The organism is Corynebacterium sp. CCUG 51687 (assembly GCF_024453995.1).
Lineage (GTDB): Bacteria > Actinomycetota > Actinomycetes > Mycobacteriales > Mycobacteriaceae > Corynebacterium > Corynebacterium pseudogenitalium.
On record NZ_JAGPYT010000004.1, the window covers coordinates 21467 to 38160 of the forward strand.

General features: G+C 59.9%; 11 protein-coding genes and 1 pseudogene. 8 read left to right on the forward strand and 4 right to left on the reverse strand.

What is annotated here, in order from left to right; translation table 11 throughout:
• Positions 1 to 4: 4 nt before the first annotated feature.
• The 3 genes from prmC to rho are packed head-to-tail and all read right to left on the reverse strand — an operon-like array spanning position 5 to position 3769.
• On the reverse strand, positions 5 to 871 hold the full coding sequence (gene prmC, locus KBX13_RS05115; protein WP_305086020.1) for a peptide chain release factor N(5)-glutamine methyltransferase: 867 nt from the start codon (positions 869 to 871) through the stop codon (positions 5 to 7).
• On the reverse strand, positions 858 to 1931 hold the full coding sequence (prfA, locus tag KBX13_RS05120; RefSeq protein ID WP_070362621.1) for a peptide chain release factor 1: 1074 nt from the start codon (positions 1929 to 1931) through the stop codon (positions 858 to 860). The genes prmC and prfA overlap by 14 nt, the downstream gene beginning before the upstream one ends.
• A complete protein-coding gene (gene rho, locus KBX13_RS05125) occupies positions 1931 to 3769 on the reverse strand; it encodes a transcription termination factor Rho (RefSeq protein WP_070362622.1) in 1839 nt (612 codons plus the stop codon). The genes prfA and rho overlap by 1 nt, the downstream gene beginning before the upstream one ends.
• 305 nt (positions 3770 to 4074) lie before the next feature.
• Between rho and KBX13_RS05130 the strand changes: the two genes are divergently transcribed.
• The 5 genes from KBX13_RS05130 to KBX13_RS05150 all read left to right on the forward strand — a co-directional run bounded on the left by KBX13_RS05130 (position 4075) and on the right by KBX13_RS05150 (position 9308).
• Positions 4075 to 5817 carry a long-chain fatty-acid--CoA ligase gene (locus KBX13_RS05130; protein WP_256021086.1) on the forward strand — a complete coding sequence of 581 codons (1743 nt, stop codon included), beginning with the start codon at positions 4075 to 4077 and terminating at the stop codon, positions 5815 to 5817.
• Between the two features lie 62 nt (positions 5818 to 5879).
• Positions 5880 to 6998, forward strand: a complete 1119-nt coding sequence (moaA, locus tag KBX13_RS05135; protein ID WP_256021088.1) for a GTP 3',8-cyclase MoaA — start codon at positions 5880 to 5882, stop codon at positions 6996 to 6998.
• A gap of 6 nt (positions 6999 to 7004) precedes the next feature.
• Entirely contained in the window at positions 7005 to 8237 is a 1233-nt protein-coding gene (locus KBX13_RS05140; protein ID WP_256021090.1) for a molybdopterin molybdotransferase MoeA, read from the forward strand.
• 17 nt (positions 8238 to 8254) lie between these two features.
• On the forward strand, positions 8255 to 8734 hold the full coding sequence (gene moaC, locus KBX13_RS05145; RefSeq protein ID WP_070479519.1) for a cyclic pyranopterin monophosphate synthase MoaC: 480 nt from the start codon (positions 8255 to 8257) through the stop codon (positions 8732 to 8734).
• 1 nt (position 8735) lies between these two features.
• On the forward strand, positions 8736 to 9308 hold the full coding sequence (locus KBX13_RS05150; RefSeq protein WP_256021092.1) for a molybdenum cofactor guanylyltransferase: 573 nt from the start codon (positions 8736 to 8738) through the stop codon (positions 9306 to 9308).
• A gap of 7 nt (positions 9309 to 9315) precedes the next feature.
• Here KBX13_RS05150 and KBX13_RS05155 read toward each other — a convergent pair whose 3' ends face one another.
• The gene (locus KBX13_RS05155; RefSeq protein ID WP_256021094.1) at positions 9316 to 9804 is read right to left on the reverse strand and encodes a molybdopterin-binding protein; all 489 of its coding nucleotides are present in this window, start codon (positions 9802 to 9804) and stop codon (positions 9316 to 9318) included.
• A 215-nt stretch (positions 9805 to 10019) separates the two neighbouring features.
• Between KBX13_RS05155 and KBX13_RS05160 the strand changes: the two genes are divergently transcribed.
• From KBX13_RS05160 to narH, 3 genes and pseudogenes are all read left to right on the forward strand, one after another.
• Positions 10020 to 11309: an MFS transporter gene (locus tag KBX13_RS05160; protein ID WP_256021096.1), complete on the forward strand. Its 1290-nt coding sequence runs from the start codon at positions 10020 to 10022 to the stop codon at positions 11307 to 11309.
• A gap of 56 nt (positions 11310 to 11365) precedes the next feature.
• Positions 11366 to 15100: a nitrate reductase subunit alpha gene (locus tag KBX13_RS05165; protein ID WP_256021098.1), complete on the forward strand. Its 3735-nt coding sequence runs from the start codon at positions 11366 to 11368 to the stop codon at positions 15098 to 15100.
• Positions 15100 to 16680, forward strand: a pseudogene (narH, locus tag KBX13_RS05170) (nitrate reductase subunit beta); the annotation flags it as partial. The gene KBX13_RS05165 and the pseudogene narH, both read left to right, overlap by 1 nt.
• Between the last annotated feature and the right edge of the window lie 14 nt (positions 16681 to 16694).

Here is a 16694-nt window from a genome sequence, read left to right on the forward strand (position 1 = left end):
TAGCTTACTCGCTCCGCTTCCGGGCACAGACAAAGCGTTGCTTTCCGGTGAGGTCCGCTAACCGCTCCACTCGTTCGAACGTGCCGGATGCTGTAACGGCGTCGACAGTCAGGTCAGAAGTTGCGTCATCATGTTCAACTGCAAATACTCCGCCCGGTTTCAGCAGCGCCGCAGCCACCGGCACCAGGCCACGTATCGCATCCATACCGTCGTCTCCGGAAAAGACTGCCTCCGGTGGGTCTACGTAGACCTCTGGGTCCAGACCGTCGGTATTGGGAACGTACGGCGGGTTGCTTACCACCATGTCTACGGTGCCATGCAGCGTAGACAACAAGTTGTGATCAGTCATGTCCCCTTCGACGATCCGGACGTTCAAGCCGAGTTCATCGCGATTTCGTTGGGCATGCTCGCGAGCAGCTTCGGACCGCTCCACCGCGATCACTTCGGCGCACGGTACCGCATTCGCGATGTAGAGCGCGAGCGCGCCCGAACCAGTGCCCAGATCCACGACAGTGGGCGCCTGCGAAGTGGCGGACTGCTGCAATGTCTTCACTGCCCAATCGGCTAGGACCTCGGTCTCCGGCCGCGGGATAAACACGCCCGGTCCGACACGCAGCGTCAAAGGCCCAAACGGCGCGGCTCCAACGATGTGCTGGAGTGGTTCGCGCGATGCCCGGCGTTGAACCGCTGCTTCAAACGCTGTTTCAAACTCCTGGTCAACGTCGAGGAACAGCACGTTCATCGGGGTGTCGTCGAGAAGCCAGGCAGCGATCAACCTCGCGTCGACTGCTGGCGTGGCAACGCCCGCGGCCGCAAGCATCTGCGCGCCACGGGCGATGACCTGTTGAGCGGGTTGTTTACTCGGCTTCAAGTCGTTCCTGCCGCTCGTGTGTCTGCAACGCCGTAATCAGATCGTCCATGTTGCCATCGAGCACCGTGTCAAGGTTGTTCGCCTTGTAGTTGATGCGGTGATCCGAGATACGATTCTCGGGCCAGTTATAGGTCCGAATGCGCTCGGAGCGGTCCATAGTCCGCACCTGGGAAGCGCGTCCCTCGGCGGCTTCGGCCTCGGCCTTCTCGCGCTCGAGCTGGTCAAGGCGAGCTTGCAACACCTGCATTGCGCGGGCGCGGTTCTGAATCTGCGAGCGCTCGTTCTGACAGGTCACCACGATATTCGTCGGCAGGTGGGTAATACGCACGGCGGAGTCAGTGGTGTTCACACCCTGGCCGCCCTTGCCGGAGGATCGGTAGACATCAACGCGAATGTCTTTCTCATCAATATTTACCGACGCCACTTCGTCCGGCTCCGGGAACACATATACACCCGCGGCCGACGTCTGAATGCGGCCCTGCGACTCGGTGACTGGCACGCGCTGCACACGGTGTACGCCACCCTCAAATTTCAGCTTGGACCATGCACCGTCACGTGACGGCGTCTTCGCCTTCACCGCGACGGTCATATCCTTTACGCCGCCAAGGTCCGACTCAGACAAGTCGAGTACTTCCCAGGTCAAGCCGTGCTTCTCGCAATACTTTTGGTACATGCGGGCGAGGTCACCAGCAAAGAGGGCCGCCTCTTCACCGCCAGCACCGGCCTTGAGCTCCATGATGATGTCATCACCATCGTGCTCGTCGCGAGGTGCGAGCAGGTCCGCGAGTTCCTCCTCAAGCGCGACGATCTCTTTCGCAAGGCGTTCAGCTTCTTCGGCGAACTCTTTGTCTTCGTACGCCATCTCAGCCGCAGCTTCGTGATCTTCCCTCGCCTGGTTCAGCGCGTCGTTGACCTTGATGATCGGCTGCAGTTCGGCGTAGCGCTTTGAAAGCTTCCGGAATTTATCCTGGTCGCCCGCAATATCTGGGTCGCCCATCTGGGCCTGAATGCCCTCGTATTCGGCGACGTAGTCGTCGACGAGCGAAACTTCGCCAGCCATTAGATGTACTCCTCTGCGTCTTGATCAGCCACCATTGGTGCCGAGTTGGCAACGCCCATCAAGAACTCGCCGTTGCTCTTCGTCTTCTTCAACTGCTTGATCAGCATGTCGATGGACTGCTGCGGGTCAAGTGCCGACAGGATTCGACGCAACTTGTGCATCACGCGCGCTTCATCCGGCCCCATAAGCAGGTCATCCTTGCGGGTACCAGACGGGTTGACGTCGACAGCTGGGAAGACCCGGCGTTCCGCGATCTTACGATCAAGCTTCAGCTCGGCGTTACCGGTGCCCTTGAACTCCTCAAAGATGACGGTGTCACCAGCGGAGCCCGTCTCCACCATCGCCGTAGCGATGATCGTAAGCGAGCCACCCTCCTCGATGTTGCGCGCAGCACCCAGGAAACGCTTCGGCGGGTACAGTGCGTTGGAATCAACACCACCGGACAGGATACGGCCCGATGCCGGCGAAGAATTGTTGTACGCGCGACCCAGACGCGTGATCGAGTCGAGGAGGACAACAACGTCTTGCCCCATCTCAACGAGGCGCTTGGCGCGTTCAATCGCGAGCTCCGCGACAGCGGTGTGCTCTGACGGCGGGCGGTCGAAGGTGGAGGCGATAACCTCACCCTTCACACTGCGCTGCATGTCCGTGACTTCCTCAGGACGCTCGTCAACGAGAACGACCATCAGGTAGCACTCTGGGTTGTTCTTCGCGATTGCGTTCGCGATGTTCTGCAGAATTGTCGTCTTACCAGCCTTTGGAGGGGAGACGATCAGTGCACGCTGACCCTTACCAATCGGCATGACCAGGTCGATCACTCGCGTGGTCAGGATGTTTGGCTCTGTCTCCAGGCGCAGACGCTTATTCGGATACAGCGGGGTCAGCTTGTGGAATTGCTTGCGCTGCTTAGCGTCCTCTGGCGTCATGCCGTTCACGGAATCGACACGGACCAACTGGTTGTAGCGCTGGCGGTTGCGGCCAGAGCCATGCTGGTGACCCTGCCCGTTCGCGCGCACCTGACCGATGACCGCATCGCCGGAGCGCAACCCATTCGCCCGAACGAGGCGGTTGTTCACGTACACATCTGCGCTGCTCTGACGGTAACCAGTGGTGCGGATAAATGCAGCATTGTTGTCAATGACGTCGACGATGCCGGCTACTTCCTGCAGCTCTTCTGGTGGGATGTTCTGGTTATCCTGCTGGTCACGGTTGTTGTCACGGCCGCGGCGTCCACGACGGCCGCGGCGTCCACGACGGCCTCCTCCGTCTTCGTCATGGTCGCGGTTGTTACGGCCGCCGCGGTCATTTCGTTGGTTGCGTCCGCGGCCGCCGTTGCCGTCGTTGTTGTTTTCAGACTTCTCGTCGGCCGAGCCGTTATCGTGCTTTTCGGGCTTATCGTTCTTCTCGTCGTTCGAGTGCTTCTGTTCTGCGTCGGCATCGTGGGACTCATGATTGTGTCGCGCACGGTTTCGGCGAGCACGGCGTGCCGCAGATCGGGACTCATAGCGCCCCTCGTGCTGCCCGGACTGCTGCTCTTTGCCCTTTTCCTCTTTGCCCGTCTTGTCGCCTTGTTCCTCACTATTTTCAGCGGGATCTGCGGCCTTGCGGGTGGCGCGGCGACGGTTGTCGCTGTGAGTTTCCTCTTCTACTGCCTTCGCAGGTTCTACTGCCTTCGCAGGAGCCTTTCCAGGCACGGTGCCAGTAGTAATTGCTTGGATAAGCTCGCCCTTCCGCAGACCGGAGACACCTTTGAGGCCTTTTTCTGCAGCAAGTTTGCGCAGTTCAGGAATCTTCAGCGCTTGAAGGTCAGTTCCTGCTGCGTTTCCCGTATCTGTCACGGATGTCCTTTCGTCACTTCGCCAGCAAAGAGAGTGAACACTGATTCGAAGCTTTCGTGTGCATTGTGTCGTTTCGTTCACTGTGCGCTGCAACTTCGTTAGCAGTAACTGAATTGCCTGCGCGCTCCCCCATGGTCAGTGAAAACCATGTAATAAAACTACGCCACTGCACGTAGATTGCCAAAAAGGGGAAGCGGATCGATGAGGTTGGCTGCGCAGCAAAGTTCGTGCGATGCGCATGATCCGCCTCGTATTGTATCGCATGATTGAATTGCGCGTGCTTAATTCGCGCTAAAGTAGTGCCCATGCTTTCAACGATGCAGGAAGTGCCGTTTTCCGTCGGTCGCATTTTGGAGTATGGGCGCACCGCTCACGCCTCGACGAAGTGTACGACGTGGGGGCCCACGGGCGCCGAAGAGTGCACGTTTGCGGACATTGGCGCGCGGGCCAGCGCTTTTGCCAACGCTGCGGAAAACCTGCTGGGCATTGACGGGGACCAGCGCGTGGCTACGTTCATGTTTAACTGCTCCGAGCATATTGAGGTGATGTTTGGTACCGCCGCGAAAGGCGCCGTCTTCACCCCACTGAATATTCAGTTGATGCCGGACCAGATTGCCTATGTGGTGAACCATTCAGAGGCGAAGGTCATTGTGGCTGATCCGCGGCTAGCTGAAAAGCTTGGCCGAGTGATGGAGATGTGCCCGCTGGTTGAGCACATTGTCTTTATTGGCGCTCTGCTCAGCGACGACGTCCTTGGGTTGTCGTTCGGAGCTGCCAAGGTGCATAGCTACGAGCAGCTTCTCGACGGCCAAGCAACACGGTACTCGTGGCCGGAACTGCCAGAAAACACTGCAGCCGCACTGGTGTATTCGACAGCCACGTCTGGCGCGCCAAAAGGCGTGGCGTATTCGCACCGTTCCCTTTGGCTCGAGGCGATGACGCTTCGCTCAACGGATTCACTAGCGATTACGCACGGCGAGTCTTTCCTGTGCTGCATCCCCATCTATCACGTGTTGAGCTGGGGCGTACCGTTTGCAGCGTACGTCACCGGCGCACCGATGGTGCTACCAGGTGCCGACGTTTCCGCACCGACGCTTGCAACGATTATTGCCTCGACGCACCCACGCGTGGCGCACGGTGTACCGACGCTGTGGATCCAGCTGATGGTGCACTATCTGCATACACCGCCTGAGCGCATGAGCTTGCAGGAGATCTTCGTCGGAGGCTCTCCTGCCCCGCCTGCACTGATCAAGGTGTGGGAGGAACGCTACGGTGTCGACGTCGTCCACGTGTGGGGCATGACGGAAACGTCTACTGTCGGCACGGTGGCACGCCCGCCATCAGGCGCTTCAGGCGAAGCTCGCCAGGCGTATCGTGTGTCCCAGGGACGGTTTGTGCCATGGCTGGAATACCGCGTGGTCAACGATGGAGAGGTGATGGCATCGACTGACCTTTCACAAGGCGAGATGCAGGTGCGAGGAAATTTGGTTGCCAACGGCTACTACCACTCGCCAACCCAAGAAAAGGGCGAGTTGGCCTCGACGTTCCGGGGCAAAGAGATTAATGACGCCCGTCACCACTTCACTGAAGACCGCTGGCTGCGCACTGGTGATGTCGGAACAGTCACCGCCGATGGCTACATGACGTTGTACGACCGTGCACGCGACGTTATCCGATCTGGTGGCGAATGGATCTATTCCGCGCAGGTGGAAAACCTCATCATGGAAGCCGAAGATGTCATCGAGTGCGCTGTGATTGGCTTCCCCGACCGCCAGTGGGGCGAGCGCCCACTGGCTATTACCGTGCTTTTGGACGATATCCCGCGCACCGCGGAAACAGCGGAGCGGTTGCGAAAGAACCTCGCCGATGTGTTACCAACATGGATGGCACCTGAGTATTGGACGTTCGTCGATGTGATCGACAAGACTTCGGTGGGCAAGTTTGACAAGAAGGACCTAAGGAAACACCTCGCCAAGGGCGACTATGAGATTATCGCGCTACCTGGCCCGGGTAACCGCGGAAGGAAGGCACAAACACCCGAGCAATAAATACGGGTTTTTCACTGCTAATTCTTGACCTGGCGTATTTCGTACTTATTATTGACAGCACTATGCCCATTCACCTTCCTCTTGCATCGCCGTTAGCGTCCCGCGCAGCTTCCGACGGTCCGCTCGCGCCAAACGCCAGCTTGGACCCAGGTGAGCAGCCCGCCCCGCGCACGCTCGACGATCGTTTTGGGCGTACGGCACGAGACCTCCGGGTCAGCCTTACCGACCGCTGCAACCTGCGTTGCACGTACTGCATGCCTGCAGAGGGCCTTGAATGGATGCCAACTGAAGAGGCACTCACCGACGAGGAGACTATCCGGCTGATCCGCCTGGCTGTGGAGCACCTCGGCATCCGCCAGGTGCGTTTCACAGGGGGCGAGCCACTCCTGCGGCGCTCGTTGGAACGCATCATCAGTGAGACGAAGACCATGCGCACCGACGAGGGCGTCGCACCCTCAACTGCGGTCACGACGAATGCCCTGGGCCTTGCGCGCCGGGCGCAGGGGCTTGCCGACGCCGGCCTCGACAGAGTGAATGTGTCGCTCGATACCACGGATCGGGAGCTTTACGCGCAGCTCACCCGCAGAGACCGCATTGACGACGTGTTTGCGGGCATCGACGCAGCAGTGGAAGCAGGCCTTCAGCCGGTGAAGGTCAACGCGGTAGTGATGCCGGGCATCAACGAAGACGGTGTCACAGACCTCGTGCGCTTTGCGCTGGAACGCGGGCTGCAGCTGCGCTTTATCGAACAAATGCCGCTGGGCCCACGCGAGCAGTGGAAGCGCACCGACATGGTGACGGCGCATGACTTGGTTGAGCGTCTCCGCCACGATTTCACGCTTACACCTGCCGTCGAGCCACGGGGTTCTGCACCCGCTGCCCTATGGGATGTCACAGACGGTACTCGCAGCGGCAAGCTTGGGATTATCGCGTCTGTGACACACCCTTTCTGTGGCGCCTGCGACCGAACCCGCCTCACGACTGACGGCTCCATCCGGTCCTGCCTGTTCTCGAAAGCGGCCGACGAGGTCTCGCTTCGCGACGTCATGCGTGGGGGTGCCTCCGACGCGGAGCTCGCGGACCTCTGGTCGAAAGCCATGTGGCTGAAGAAGCCCGGACACGGCATTGATGACGAGGGCTTCCTGCAGCCGGAGCGCCTCATGAGTGAAATCGGTGGTTAAGAACTAATGAACACTCTCCCTTCGGTCAACGAACATTTGGCCCGTGTCCTGGCTGCGGCGCGGCCCCGTATTAAGCGCGACGTCCCATTAGGTGACTGCGTAGGCCAGGTACTCGCAGCCGACGTCGTGGCACGGTTCCCAGTGCCACCTTTTTCAAACTCGGCGGTCGACGGCTTCATAGCCCACGAGTCGGATCTATTCGGTGACGGGCCGTGGGTACTGCCTGTAGCTGGTGAGATCCCGGCCGGACATGACGCAATCGATTGTCCAGCTGGCCACGCAGTCCGAATCATGACTGGCGCACCGATGCCGCAACAGGACGGTCTTCATGTCGTCCCCGTCGAGCAGACGAATATCCCTCGAGGCCCTCATCCGCTGCCTAACGAGGTACAGATTAAGACCGCAGACCTTGGGCGGTCGCATATTCGCCATGCGGGTGAAAACGTTGGTATCGGCGACGTAGTTGCACGCAAAGGGACCCGGATTGATGCAGGTACGCTCGCAGCGCTTGTCGCGACTGGTGTGCCCACAGTGGATGTGTTCGAGCGCCCGACTGTCGCGGTGGTCTCTACCGGCGACGAACTCGTCGCTTGGCCCGGCGACATTCACGGCGCACAGATCCCAGATTCAAACCTGCCAATGGTGGCAACGTTGCTGCGCGAAAGCGGCTACGCCAATGTGGTCACGATGCACGCTGATGACGACACACAATCGACAGCAGCCTTGCTGCAGCGGGCCGCGGCGCGAGCGGACATCGTGGTCACCACAGGCGGCGTCAGCGCGGGCGCCTACGACGTGGTCCGCGCCATCACGGAGTCCTCACCAGACATGTGGTTCGGCCACGTAGCCCAGCGCCCAGGAAGCCCGCAGGGCGTGGGCCGTTGGTCCGGCACTGCGTTCATCTGTCTACCAGGCAACCCCGTTGCTGCATTTGTCTCGTGCGCGTTGTACGCGATCCCGCTGCTGCGCGCGAGCGCTGGGGACAACACGCGCTGCACCGTGGACGAACGCGCTACGGTGATGGCGGACGTCGATACGCGCTTCCCTGCTCCACGTGCTGAGCGGCATGTCTTCGTGCCTGTACACCTTCACACCGAACGTGGAGCCGTGCGCGCTGAAGCCTACGCTGGCGGACACGGTGGCTCTGGATTTGTGGCTTCCCTGCCTGCGGTCGATGGGATCGCTGTCCTTGACCCCGGAACCGACGCCCCTGCCCGTGTCCCAGTGATGCTGTTTTAGAAATAGAAAGACGTAACATGAAATTCACTCATCTCGATGCTGCTGGCCAGGCCTACATGGTCGATGTCACGGAGAAGCAACCAACGGTCCGGAATGCGACTGCGCAAGGCGAGGTCGCTTGCTCCCCTGAGGTGATGCAGGCGTTGCGCGAAGGCACTGTGCCGAAGGGCGACGTGTTAGCGGTTGCTCGTGTCGCAGGCATTTCGGCTGCGAAGCGCGTGCCAGATCTCCTCCCTCTTGCGCACACGATTGGAGTGCACGGCTGCGTTGTCGACGTCGAACTTCGCGATGACCACGTGTTTATCGAGGCCACGGTGCGCACCGCCGACCGGACGGGCGTCGAAATGGAAGCACTCACCGCGGTCAGCGTTGCGGCGCTTGCCATCGTCGACATGGTCAAAGGCGTTGACCGGTCCGCATTTGTACGCCGCATGGGAATCGTCGCGAAGTCTGGCGGTCGCTCCGGTGACTGGTCACGGGAACTCCCCGAGGCGTAGCGTGCGAGACGAGTGGGAGGATGTCGGCGTCGTTGTACTCGCCGGGGGGCGATCCACACGGATGGGCGCTGATAAGGCGCAGGTGAAAGTCAACGGCACCCGTCTCGTTGACGCGGTGTGCTCTCTCATCCCGGATGGGGTGCCGCGCATCGTGGTGAGCCCACGGCCGCTCGGAGTGCCCACGGTGAGTGAGGATCCACCGTTCGGGGGTCCCGTCGCGGGGATTGCTGCGGGGCTCTCGCGTATCGACGCCCCCTTCGTCGCCGTCGTCTCCGTCGACGCACCGCGCTCCCCTGAGCTGCTCCCTCTCCTTGCACAGCGCGTCCGCGACGGCGCCGACGTTGCGGTCATTGAAGCGGTTGACGGCTACCTGCAACCGCTGTGCGCGGTGTGGAACCGCACCTCTTTGGTAGCGGCGCTCGATACTGCTGGAACGCGCGACATTCCCGCAAAGCGACTCCTCGACGCAGTGAAATCCGTGGCGCGCGTCCAGGGCACAGGTGCTGAGCGCGACTACGATACACGCGAGGAACTCCACACACTCGGGGACGTCACGTTCCCTTCCGCCGAGTAGCTTCTCCTTAGCGAACCCATTCAGTCAGACTCGGCCAGAGTGCGAGGATCACGCCGAGGGTGTCACGCACTCCGCCCCGTGAGCTCGGGGTATTTACGATGAGGCTCGCGCCGGGTTCACGCGACGTAAGTCCAATTACGCCCCGACACAGCCCAGCACGTGGGGAGTGCTCCAGGCCCGCGATGAGGACTTGCGTTTCGATGCCGTGGAGCCGCGTGCTGATGAACTCCTCGGTGACCTCGGGAGTGAGGTTGCGTGGTCCGAGCCCGGTCCCTCCACAAGTGAGGATGAGTGAATTTCCGCCTTCCACCGCTTGTGCCATTGCATTGCGGAGCGCTTCGTCGCCTTCTGGAATAATCACGGGTTGTGCGACCTGAAATCCAGCTTCAGTGAGCAACCGACTAGCTTCGGGGGACGCTTTGTCTTTTCGCTCACCCCCAAAAACCCGGTCAGAAACGACGATAACTACCGCTGTAGGGGCCGTAGTTGATTCCATGAAGTGTTCCTTCCCTGCACAAACACCAGCATCTGTACAAATCACCGAATTACGACACACACATGTTGCGTAATTATACACGGCTTTTGTCGTGGATAAGTTGATAGTAGCAGTTCAATGCCACTATCCTTAAACGTAGTTGCGGGTTTTTCGAATACTTTTATTTACCCGGAGCACATAGACCTTTATCGCATTTTTGAAGAGGAATTCACTCCATGTCCAAGCTCGACACCTCCCAACGGGTACTCACCGGTTGGGATACTGAAGATCCAGAAAAGTGGGACGCCGGAATCGCATGGCGCACACTTTGGATCACCACAATTTCGATGTTCTTCGGGTTCGTCACCTGGTACATCGTTGCGGCGGTCGCGCCGCGCCTCAATGAGATCGGGTTCGACCTCACTGCTGCACAGCTTTACTGGCTTACTGCAGTCCCAGGACTGGCGGCTGGTATCTTCCGCCTGATTTGGATGTTCTTGCCACCAGTTCTTGGTACCCGAAAGCTCATTACGCTTTCGACAGCACTCTTCCTCATCCCACTGGTCGGCTGGTATTTTGCGGTCCAGAATCCTGAGACTTCATTCGCGACGCTCATGATCCTGTCCTTTATGACAGGTATCGGCAGCGGTATCTTCTCAGGCTTTATGCCGTCGACGGGGTACTTCTTCCCGAAGGCAAAGTCCGGTACGGCGCTCGGCCTCCAGGCAGGCCTGGGCAACCTCGGCATGTCGTTCGTGCTGCTGCTGGCACCTTGGCTCATCGGCATCACGATGATCGGCACGATCGAGGCTTCGGATGGTTCAGGTACCGCGATCAACGTGCATAACGTTCCGGCCTTCTTCGTCCCTTGGGTCATCATCATGGTCATCGTGTCCTGGCTGATGCTGAAGGACGTTCCGGTGAAGGCAAACTTCCGCCAGCAGATCGATATTTTCGGAAACAAGAACACTTGGATCCTCACCATCATTTACGTGATGACGTTCGGCGCCGTCGCCGGATTCGGCGCTCAGCTCGCACTGTTGATGAAGAACTCCTTCGGCGACAACGCGACGAAGCTGCTCGGTTGGGCATTCATGTACGCCCTGCTCGGGGCCCTGGTTCGCGCTCTGTGGGGCCCACTGTGCGACAAGTACGGCGGTGCAATCTGGACGTTCGTTGCTGGTGTTGGCATGACGGTCACCACTGCAATTGCCGCAATTTTCCTTGCTCGTGGTGGTGACGCCGCGGCACCGTTCTTCTACACCATGCTGGCCATGTCTGTCTTCGCTGGCATCGGCAACGCTGGCACATTCAAGCAGATGCCAATGATTCTGCCGAAGCGCCAGGCAGGCGGTGTTATCGGGTTCACCGGCGCGATCGCAGCATTCGGGCCGTTCATCGTTGGTGTGCTGCTCACGCTGATGAGTGCGCCCACGTTCTTCTGGGGCTGCGTAGTCTACTTCACCTTCGCTACGGCACTCGCATGGATCTACTACGCCCGCCCGAACGCACCGTTCCCTGGCTAACAGCCATTTCATTCACGACCCCGTTTTCTCACTTTCATTCAAGGAGATTGTGAACCATGACTGATGCGACACAGTCCAACCCGCTGTTTAAACTTGGTGGGTTCGTTCGCAAAGGCGACGTCACGCCTTCCGGCCAGCAGATTTTCCTCGAAGGTGGCCGCCAAGCCGACGTGTTCTACCGCAACCGTTGGTCCTTCGACAAGATGGTGCGCTCCACACACGGTGTGAACTGCACCGGTTCCTGTTCCTGGAAGGTCTACGTCAAAGATGGCGTCATCACCTGGGAATCCCAGGCCGTTGACTACCCCACCACTGGCCCTGACTTCCCAGAGTACGAACCTCGAGGGTGCCCGCGTGGCGCATCCTTTTCCTGGTACACCTACTCGCCTACGCGCATCCGCTACCCGTACGTGCGCAGCGCATTGCTGGAGATGTACCGCCACGAAAAGAAGCAGCACGACGGCGACCCGGTACTCGCCTGGCGTGCGATCCAGGAAGACCCAGTCAAGCGTCGCGCTTACGTCGGTGCCCGCGGCAAGGGCGGTCTGGTGCGCGTTGCTTACGAAGAAGCCGTCGAGATCGCCGCTGCAGCACACGTTTACACCATCAAGCATTGGGGCCCGGACCGCATTGCAGGTTTCACGGTGATTCCTGCGATGAGCCAGGTCTCCTACTCTGCCGGTACCCGTTTCTTGGGGCTCATCGGCGGCGCGATGCTGTCCTTCTACGACTGGTATGCGGACCTCCCGCCTGCCTCCCCGCAGACGTTCGGCGACCAGACGGATGTGCCGGAATCCGGCGACTGGTTCAACTCCTCTTACCTGATGATGTGGGGCTCCAACATCCCGGTGACCCGTACCCCGGACTCCCACTTCATGACCGAGGTGCGCTACAAGGGCACCAAGATCGTTGTGGTCTCCCCGGACTACAACGATGCCGCGAAGTTCGCCGATGAGTGGATGCGCATGTCGCCAGGTACCGACGGCGCACTCGCCTTCGCAATGGGCCACGTCATTTTGAGTAAGTTCCACGTTGCACAGCGACCGCAGTACTTCATGGACTACATGCTCAAGTACACTGATGCACCGTTCCTGGTGGAGCTCGATCAGCTCAAGGACGGCACGTTCGCTCCCGGAAAGTTCCTTACTGCAGACAAGCTTGAGGACGCCACACTAGCCAACAGCGATAACGCACAATACCGCCTGCTCAACATTGAAGCAGACGGCACTGTTGTCGATCCAGGTGGCACCATCGCGGACCACTACAAGACCGAACCCGGCAAGTGGAACCTGCGCCATGACAACGCCAACCCGGTGATGTCCATGGCGGATACCAACTCCTACGGCACCGCCGAGGTGTGCTTCCCACGCTTCGACATGGATGCTTCGCGTGAGGCATTGGACTCGGATGGTCCTATCGGCGCTGGCGTATACCGTCGCGGTGTCCCAGTCCGTGAGATTGCTGGCCGCACCGTCACCACCGTGTACGACATCATGCTTGCGCACTACGGCGTGAACCGCCCGACGCTGCAGCTGCCAGGCTCCTGGCCGGCTGACTTTAACGACGCCTCCGAGGTCGGCACCCCTGCTTGGGCCGAGGAGTTATCCAATGTTCCAGTTGCGCAGATCGAACGCATCGCCACCGAGTTTGCGCAGAACGCACTGGACTCGAAGGGCCGCTCCCAAATCATCATGGGCGCAGGCGTGAACCACTACGTCCACGCGGATTCCATCTATCGCACCTTCCTCGCACTGACTTCTATGTGTGGCACCCAGGGTGTCAACGGTGGTGGTTGGGCGCACTACGTGGGCCAAGAGAAGCTGCGTCCGCAGTCGGGCTGGAGTCAGTACGCGTTCGCAAATGACTGGAACCGTCCACCGCGTCACATGATCACCACCGGGTTCTACTACCTGACTACCTCCCAGTGGCGCTACGACAACTCGAAGGCCTCAAGGATGGCCTCGCCTCTGGCGCGTAAGGGTGCGTCGGAAGATAAGTTCTTGTCGGAGACGCTGGTCGAGGCCATGAAGCGTGGTTGGATGCCGTCGTACCCGCAGTTCAACCGCAACCCACTGCTGCTCGCTGAGCAAGCCAAGGAGGCGGGCATGGATGTGAAGGACTACATCGTCGACCAGCTCGAGTCGGGTCAGATGGAGTTCGCTGCTGAGGATCCGGATGCCCCGGAGAACTGGCCTCGCATCCTGCTGAACTGGCGCACGAACCTGATGGGATCGTCGGCGAAGGGCACCGAGTACTTCCTGCGCCACATGTTGGGCGTTGATTCGGATGTCTCCGCGGAGGAGCTGGCCGAGGGTGAGCGCCCGAAGTCGATTCGCTGGCGCGACGAGGCACCGATGGGCAAGCTCGATCTGATGATGACTACGGACTTCCGTAACACCTCAACCACCCTGGTGTCAGACATCGTCTTCCCTGCGGCTACCTGGTACGAGAAGAACGACTTGTCCACGACGGACATGCACCCGTTCATCCACACCTTTAACGCTGCGATCAACCCGCCGTGGGAGGCTCGAAGCGACTGGGAGATCTTCCGCGATATGTCCGACGCTGTTTCCCGCATGGCCGGCAAGTGGCTGGGAGTGCAGACGGACGTCGTCACTGCGCCTATCTCTCACGACGCTCCGGATGAGATCAACCCGAACATGGCAAACGGCGTGGTGCCCGATGTCAAGGAAGTCGGCATGGTTCCGGGCCAAACGATGGCAAAGTTGGTTCCAGTTGAGCGTGATTACACCAAGATCTTCGAGAAGTGGATGTCTTTCGGCCCACTGACCGAGAAGGCTGGCACGAATGTACACGGCACGCCGTTTAACGTCGAAAAGCAGGTTGGTGAGCTCTTCGGCATGAACGGCGTCGCTGAAACTGCCTCTGCGGGTGACCGGCCTGCACTGAACTCCGCCGTGAAGGCAGCACAGGCGATCCTTCACCTTTCGGGTGTGTCCAACGGTGAGGTTGCGCGCAACGGCTTCGAGAATCTGGGCAAGATGCTCGGCTCGGACACAAGCGAGTTCTGGGAAGGCACCGAGGACGCCCAGATCGTCTGGGACAAGGTCAAGGAACGCCCGCAAGAAGTCATTACCTCTCCTGAGTGGTCCGGCAACAAGCGTGATGGACGCCGCTACACCGCGTTCTCCCTGAACCTGGCGATGGATAAGCCTTGGAACACGCTCTCCGGTCGTATGCACTACTTCATCGACCACGACTGGTTCATCGACTACGGCGAGCAGCTTCCTGTGTTCAAGCCACCGCTTGACCGCATGCGTCTCAACGGCGAGACTCGCCCAGGCGAGGTCCTCAAGGGTGAGGACGGCAACCCGGAGATCACGGTGCGCTACCTCACCCCACACAACAAGTGGTCGATCCACTCCCAGTACTTCGACAACCTCCACGTCCTCTCCATCTCCCGCGGTGGGCAGGTTGTGTGGATGTCTGACACGGATGCACAGAAGATCGGTGTCAAGGACAATGAGTGGGTTGAGCTCTACAACCGCAACGGCGTTGTCTCGGCGCGTGCTGTGGTCACCCACCGTATTCCGGAGGGAACGGTCATCATGAACCACGCGCAGGAACGCACAGTGGGCACACCGCTGAACGAGCGCTCCGGCCGACGTGGCGGCACGCACAACTCGCTGACCCGCATCACCATTAAGCCACTGCATGTGGCTGGTGGCTACGGTCACTTGACTTACGGATTCAACTACATTGGCCCAACCGGCAACAACCGCGACGAGGTTACCCGCATCCGTCGTCGCTCCCAGGAGGTGCAGTACTAATGCGAGTAATGGCGCAAATTGCCATGGTCATGAACCTGGATAAGTGCATCGGATGCCATACGTGTTCGGTGACCTGTAAGCAGGCATGGACCAACCGTGAAGGCACAGAGTACATCTGGTTCAACAACGTTGAAACCCGTCCCGGCGTGGGCTACCCGCGCTCGTGGGAGGATCAAGACAAGTGGAAGGGCGGCTGGAAGCTTGACGGCAGCGGCAAGCTCAAGCCACGTCAGGGTGGGCGTATCAAGCGCCTGGCTACCATCTTCCACAACCCGAACATGCCGACGATCGAGGACTACTACGAGCCGTGGACCTATGAGTACGAGAAGCTCATTAGCGCCCCGGCTGGGCAGAAGACGCAGCCGACTGCGCGTCCGAAGTCGCAGATCACCGGCAAGCCAATCGACACAATCTCCTGGTCTTCGAACTGGGATGACAACCTTGGTGGCTCAACTGCGACCATGGACGAGGACCGCGTCCTGGAGAAGATGAACCTGGAGGTCAAGAAGGAAATTGAAGAGTCCTTCATGTTCTACCTTCCGCGCATCTGCGAGCACTGCCTGAACCCAACGTGTGTGTCTTCCTGCCCGTCGGGCGCGATGTACAAGCGCACGGAGGACGGCATCGTCCTGGTCGACCAGGACAGCTGCCGTGGCTGGCGCATGTGCGTCTCGGGCTGCCCTTACAAGAAGGTGTACTTCAACCACAAGACAGGCAAGGCCGAAAAGTGTACGTTGTGCTACCCGCGTATTGAGGTTGGCCAGCCGACGGTGTGCTCGGAAACCTGCGTGGGCCGCCTGCGCTACCTTGGTGTGCTGCTCTACGACGCGGACCGTGTTGCCGAAGCGGCGTCGACACCCGATGAGAAGGATCTGTTTGAGGCACAGAAGTCGCTCTTCCTCGATCCACGCGACCCTGAGGTCGTCCGGGCTGCGACCGAAGAGGGCATCCCTCACTCTTGGATCGAGGCTGCGCAGAACTCCCCGATCTACGATCTGATTTTCACGTACGGTGTGGCGCTGCCGCTACATCCAGAGTTCCGCACGCTGCCGATGGTGTGGTACATCCCGTCGCTGTCACCGATCGTCGATCAGGTGACCAAGACTGGTGCTGACGGCGAAGACCACAAGGTACTGCTCAGCGCGATCTCCAACATGCGTATCCCGCTCGAGTACCAGGCTGGCCTGTTCACTGCAGGTGACACCGTCCCAGTCGAGCTTTCGCTGCGTAGGCTCGCCGCGATGCGTTCCTACATGCGCGACATCAACCTAGGCCAGCCGACGAACGAGGCGATTGCGAGCGCAGTCGGTATGACTGGCAAAGACCTGGAAGCGATGTATCGCCTGCTGGCGATCGCCAAGTATGACGACCGCTATGTCATCCCGACCACCTCGCCGGAGACCCCGCGTGGTGTTGCCTCGCTGGATCCGTTTGGTGGCGTCGACCCTGCCAGTGGTGACCTGATGGCCAACCTGGGCATGGGTGCGCCGAGCGCCTGCCACGAAGAGGCCGACAACGCGCAGCCTGGCAAGGTGTCCCTCATGTCGTGGACCGGCGACCGTCCTGACGCGATGTTCCCCACCGCGTTGAAGAC

What these genes read in the sequence shown, in the direction of transcription:
- prfA (WP_070362621.1), bottom strand. Translation starts at nt 1,931, where the DNA reads ATGGCTGGCGAAGTTTCGCTCGTCGACGACTACGTCGCCGAATACGAG.
- KBX13_RS05130 (WP_256021086.1), top strand. Translation starts at nt 4,075, where the DNA reads ATGCTTTCAACGATGCAGGAAGTGCCGTTTTCCGTCGGTCGCATTTTG.
- moaA (WP_256021088.1), top strand. Translation starts at nt 5,880, where the DNA reads ATGCCCATTCACCTTCCTCTTGCATCGCCGTTAGCGTCCCGCGCAGCT.
- KBX13_RS05140 (WP_256021090.1), top strand. Translation starts at nt 7,005, where the DNA reads ATGAACACTCTCCCTTCGGTCAACGAACATTTGGCCCGTGTCCTGGCT.
- moaC (WP_070479519.1), top strand. Translation starts at nt 8,255, where the DNA reads ATGAAATTCACTCATCTCGATGCTGCTGGCCAGGCCTACATGGTCGAT.
- KBX13_RS05155 (WP_256021094.1), bottom strand. Translation starts at nt 9,804, where the DNA reads ATGGAATCAACTACGGCCCCTACAGCGGTAGTTATCGTCGTTTCTGAC.
- KBX13_RS05160 (WP_256021096.1), top strand. Translation starts at nt 10,020, where the DNA reads ATGTCCAAGCTCGACACCTCCCAACGGGTACTCACCGGTTGGGATACT.
- KBX13_RS05165 (WP_256021098.1), top strand. Translation starts at nt 11,366, where the DNA reads ATGACTGATGCGACACAGTCCAACCCGCTGTTTAAACTTGGTGGGTTC.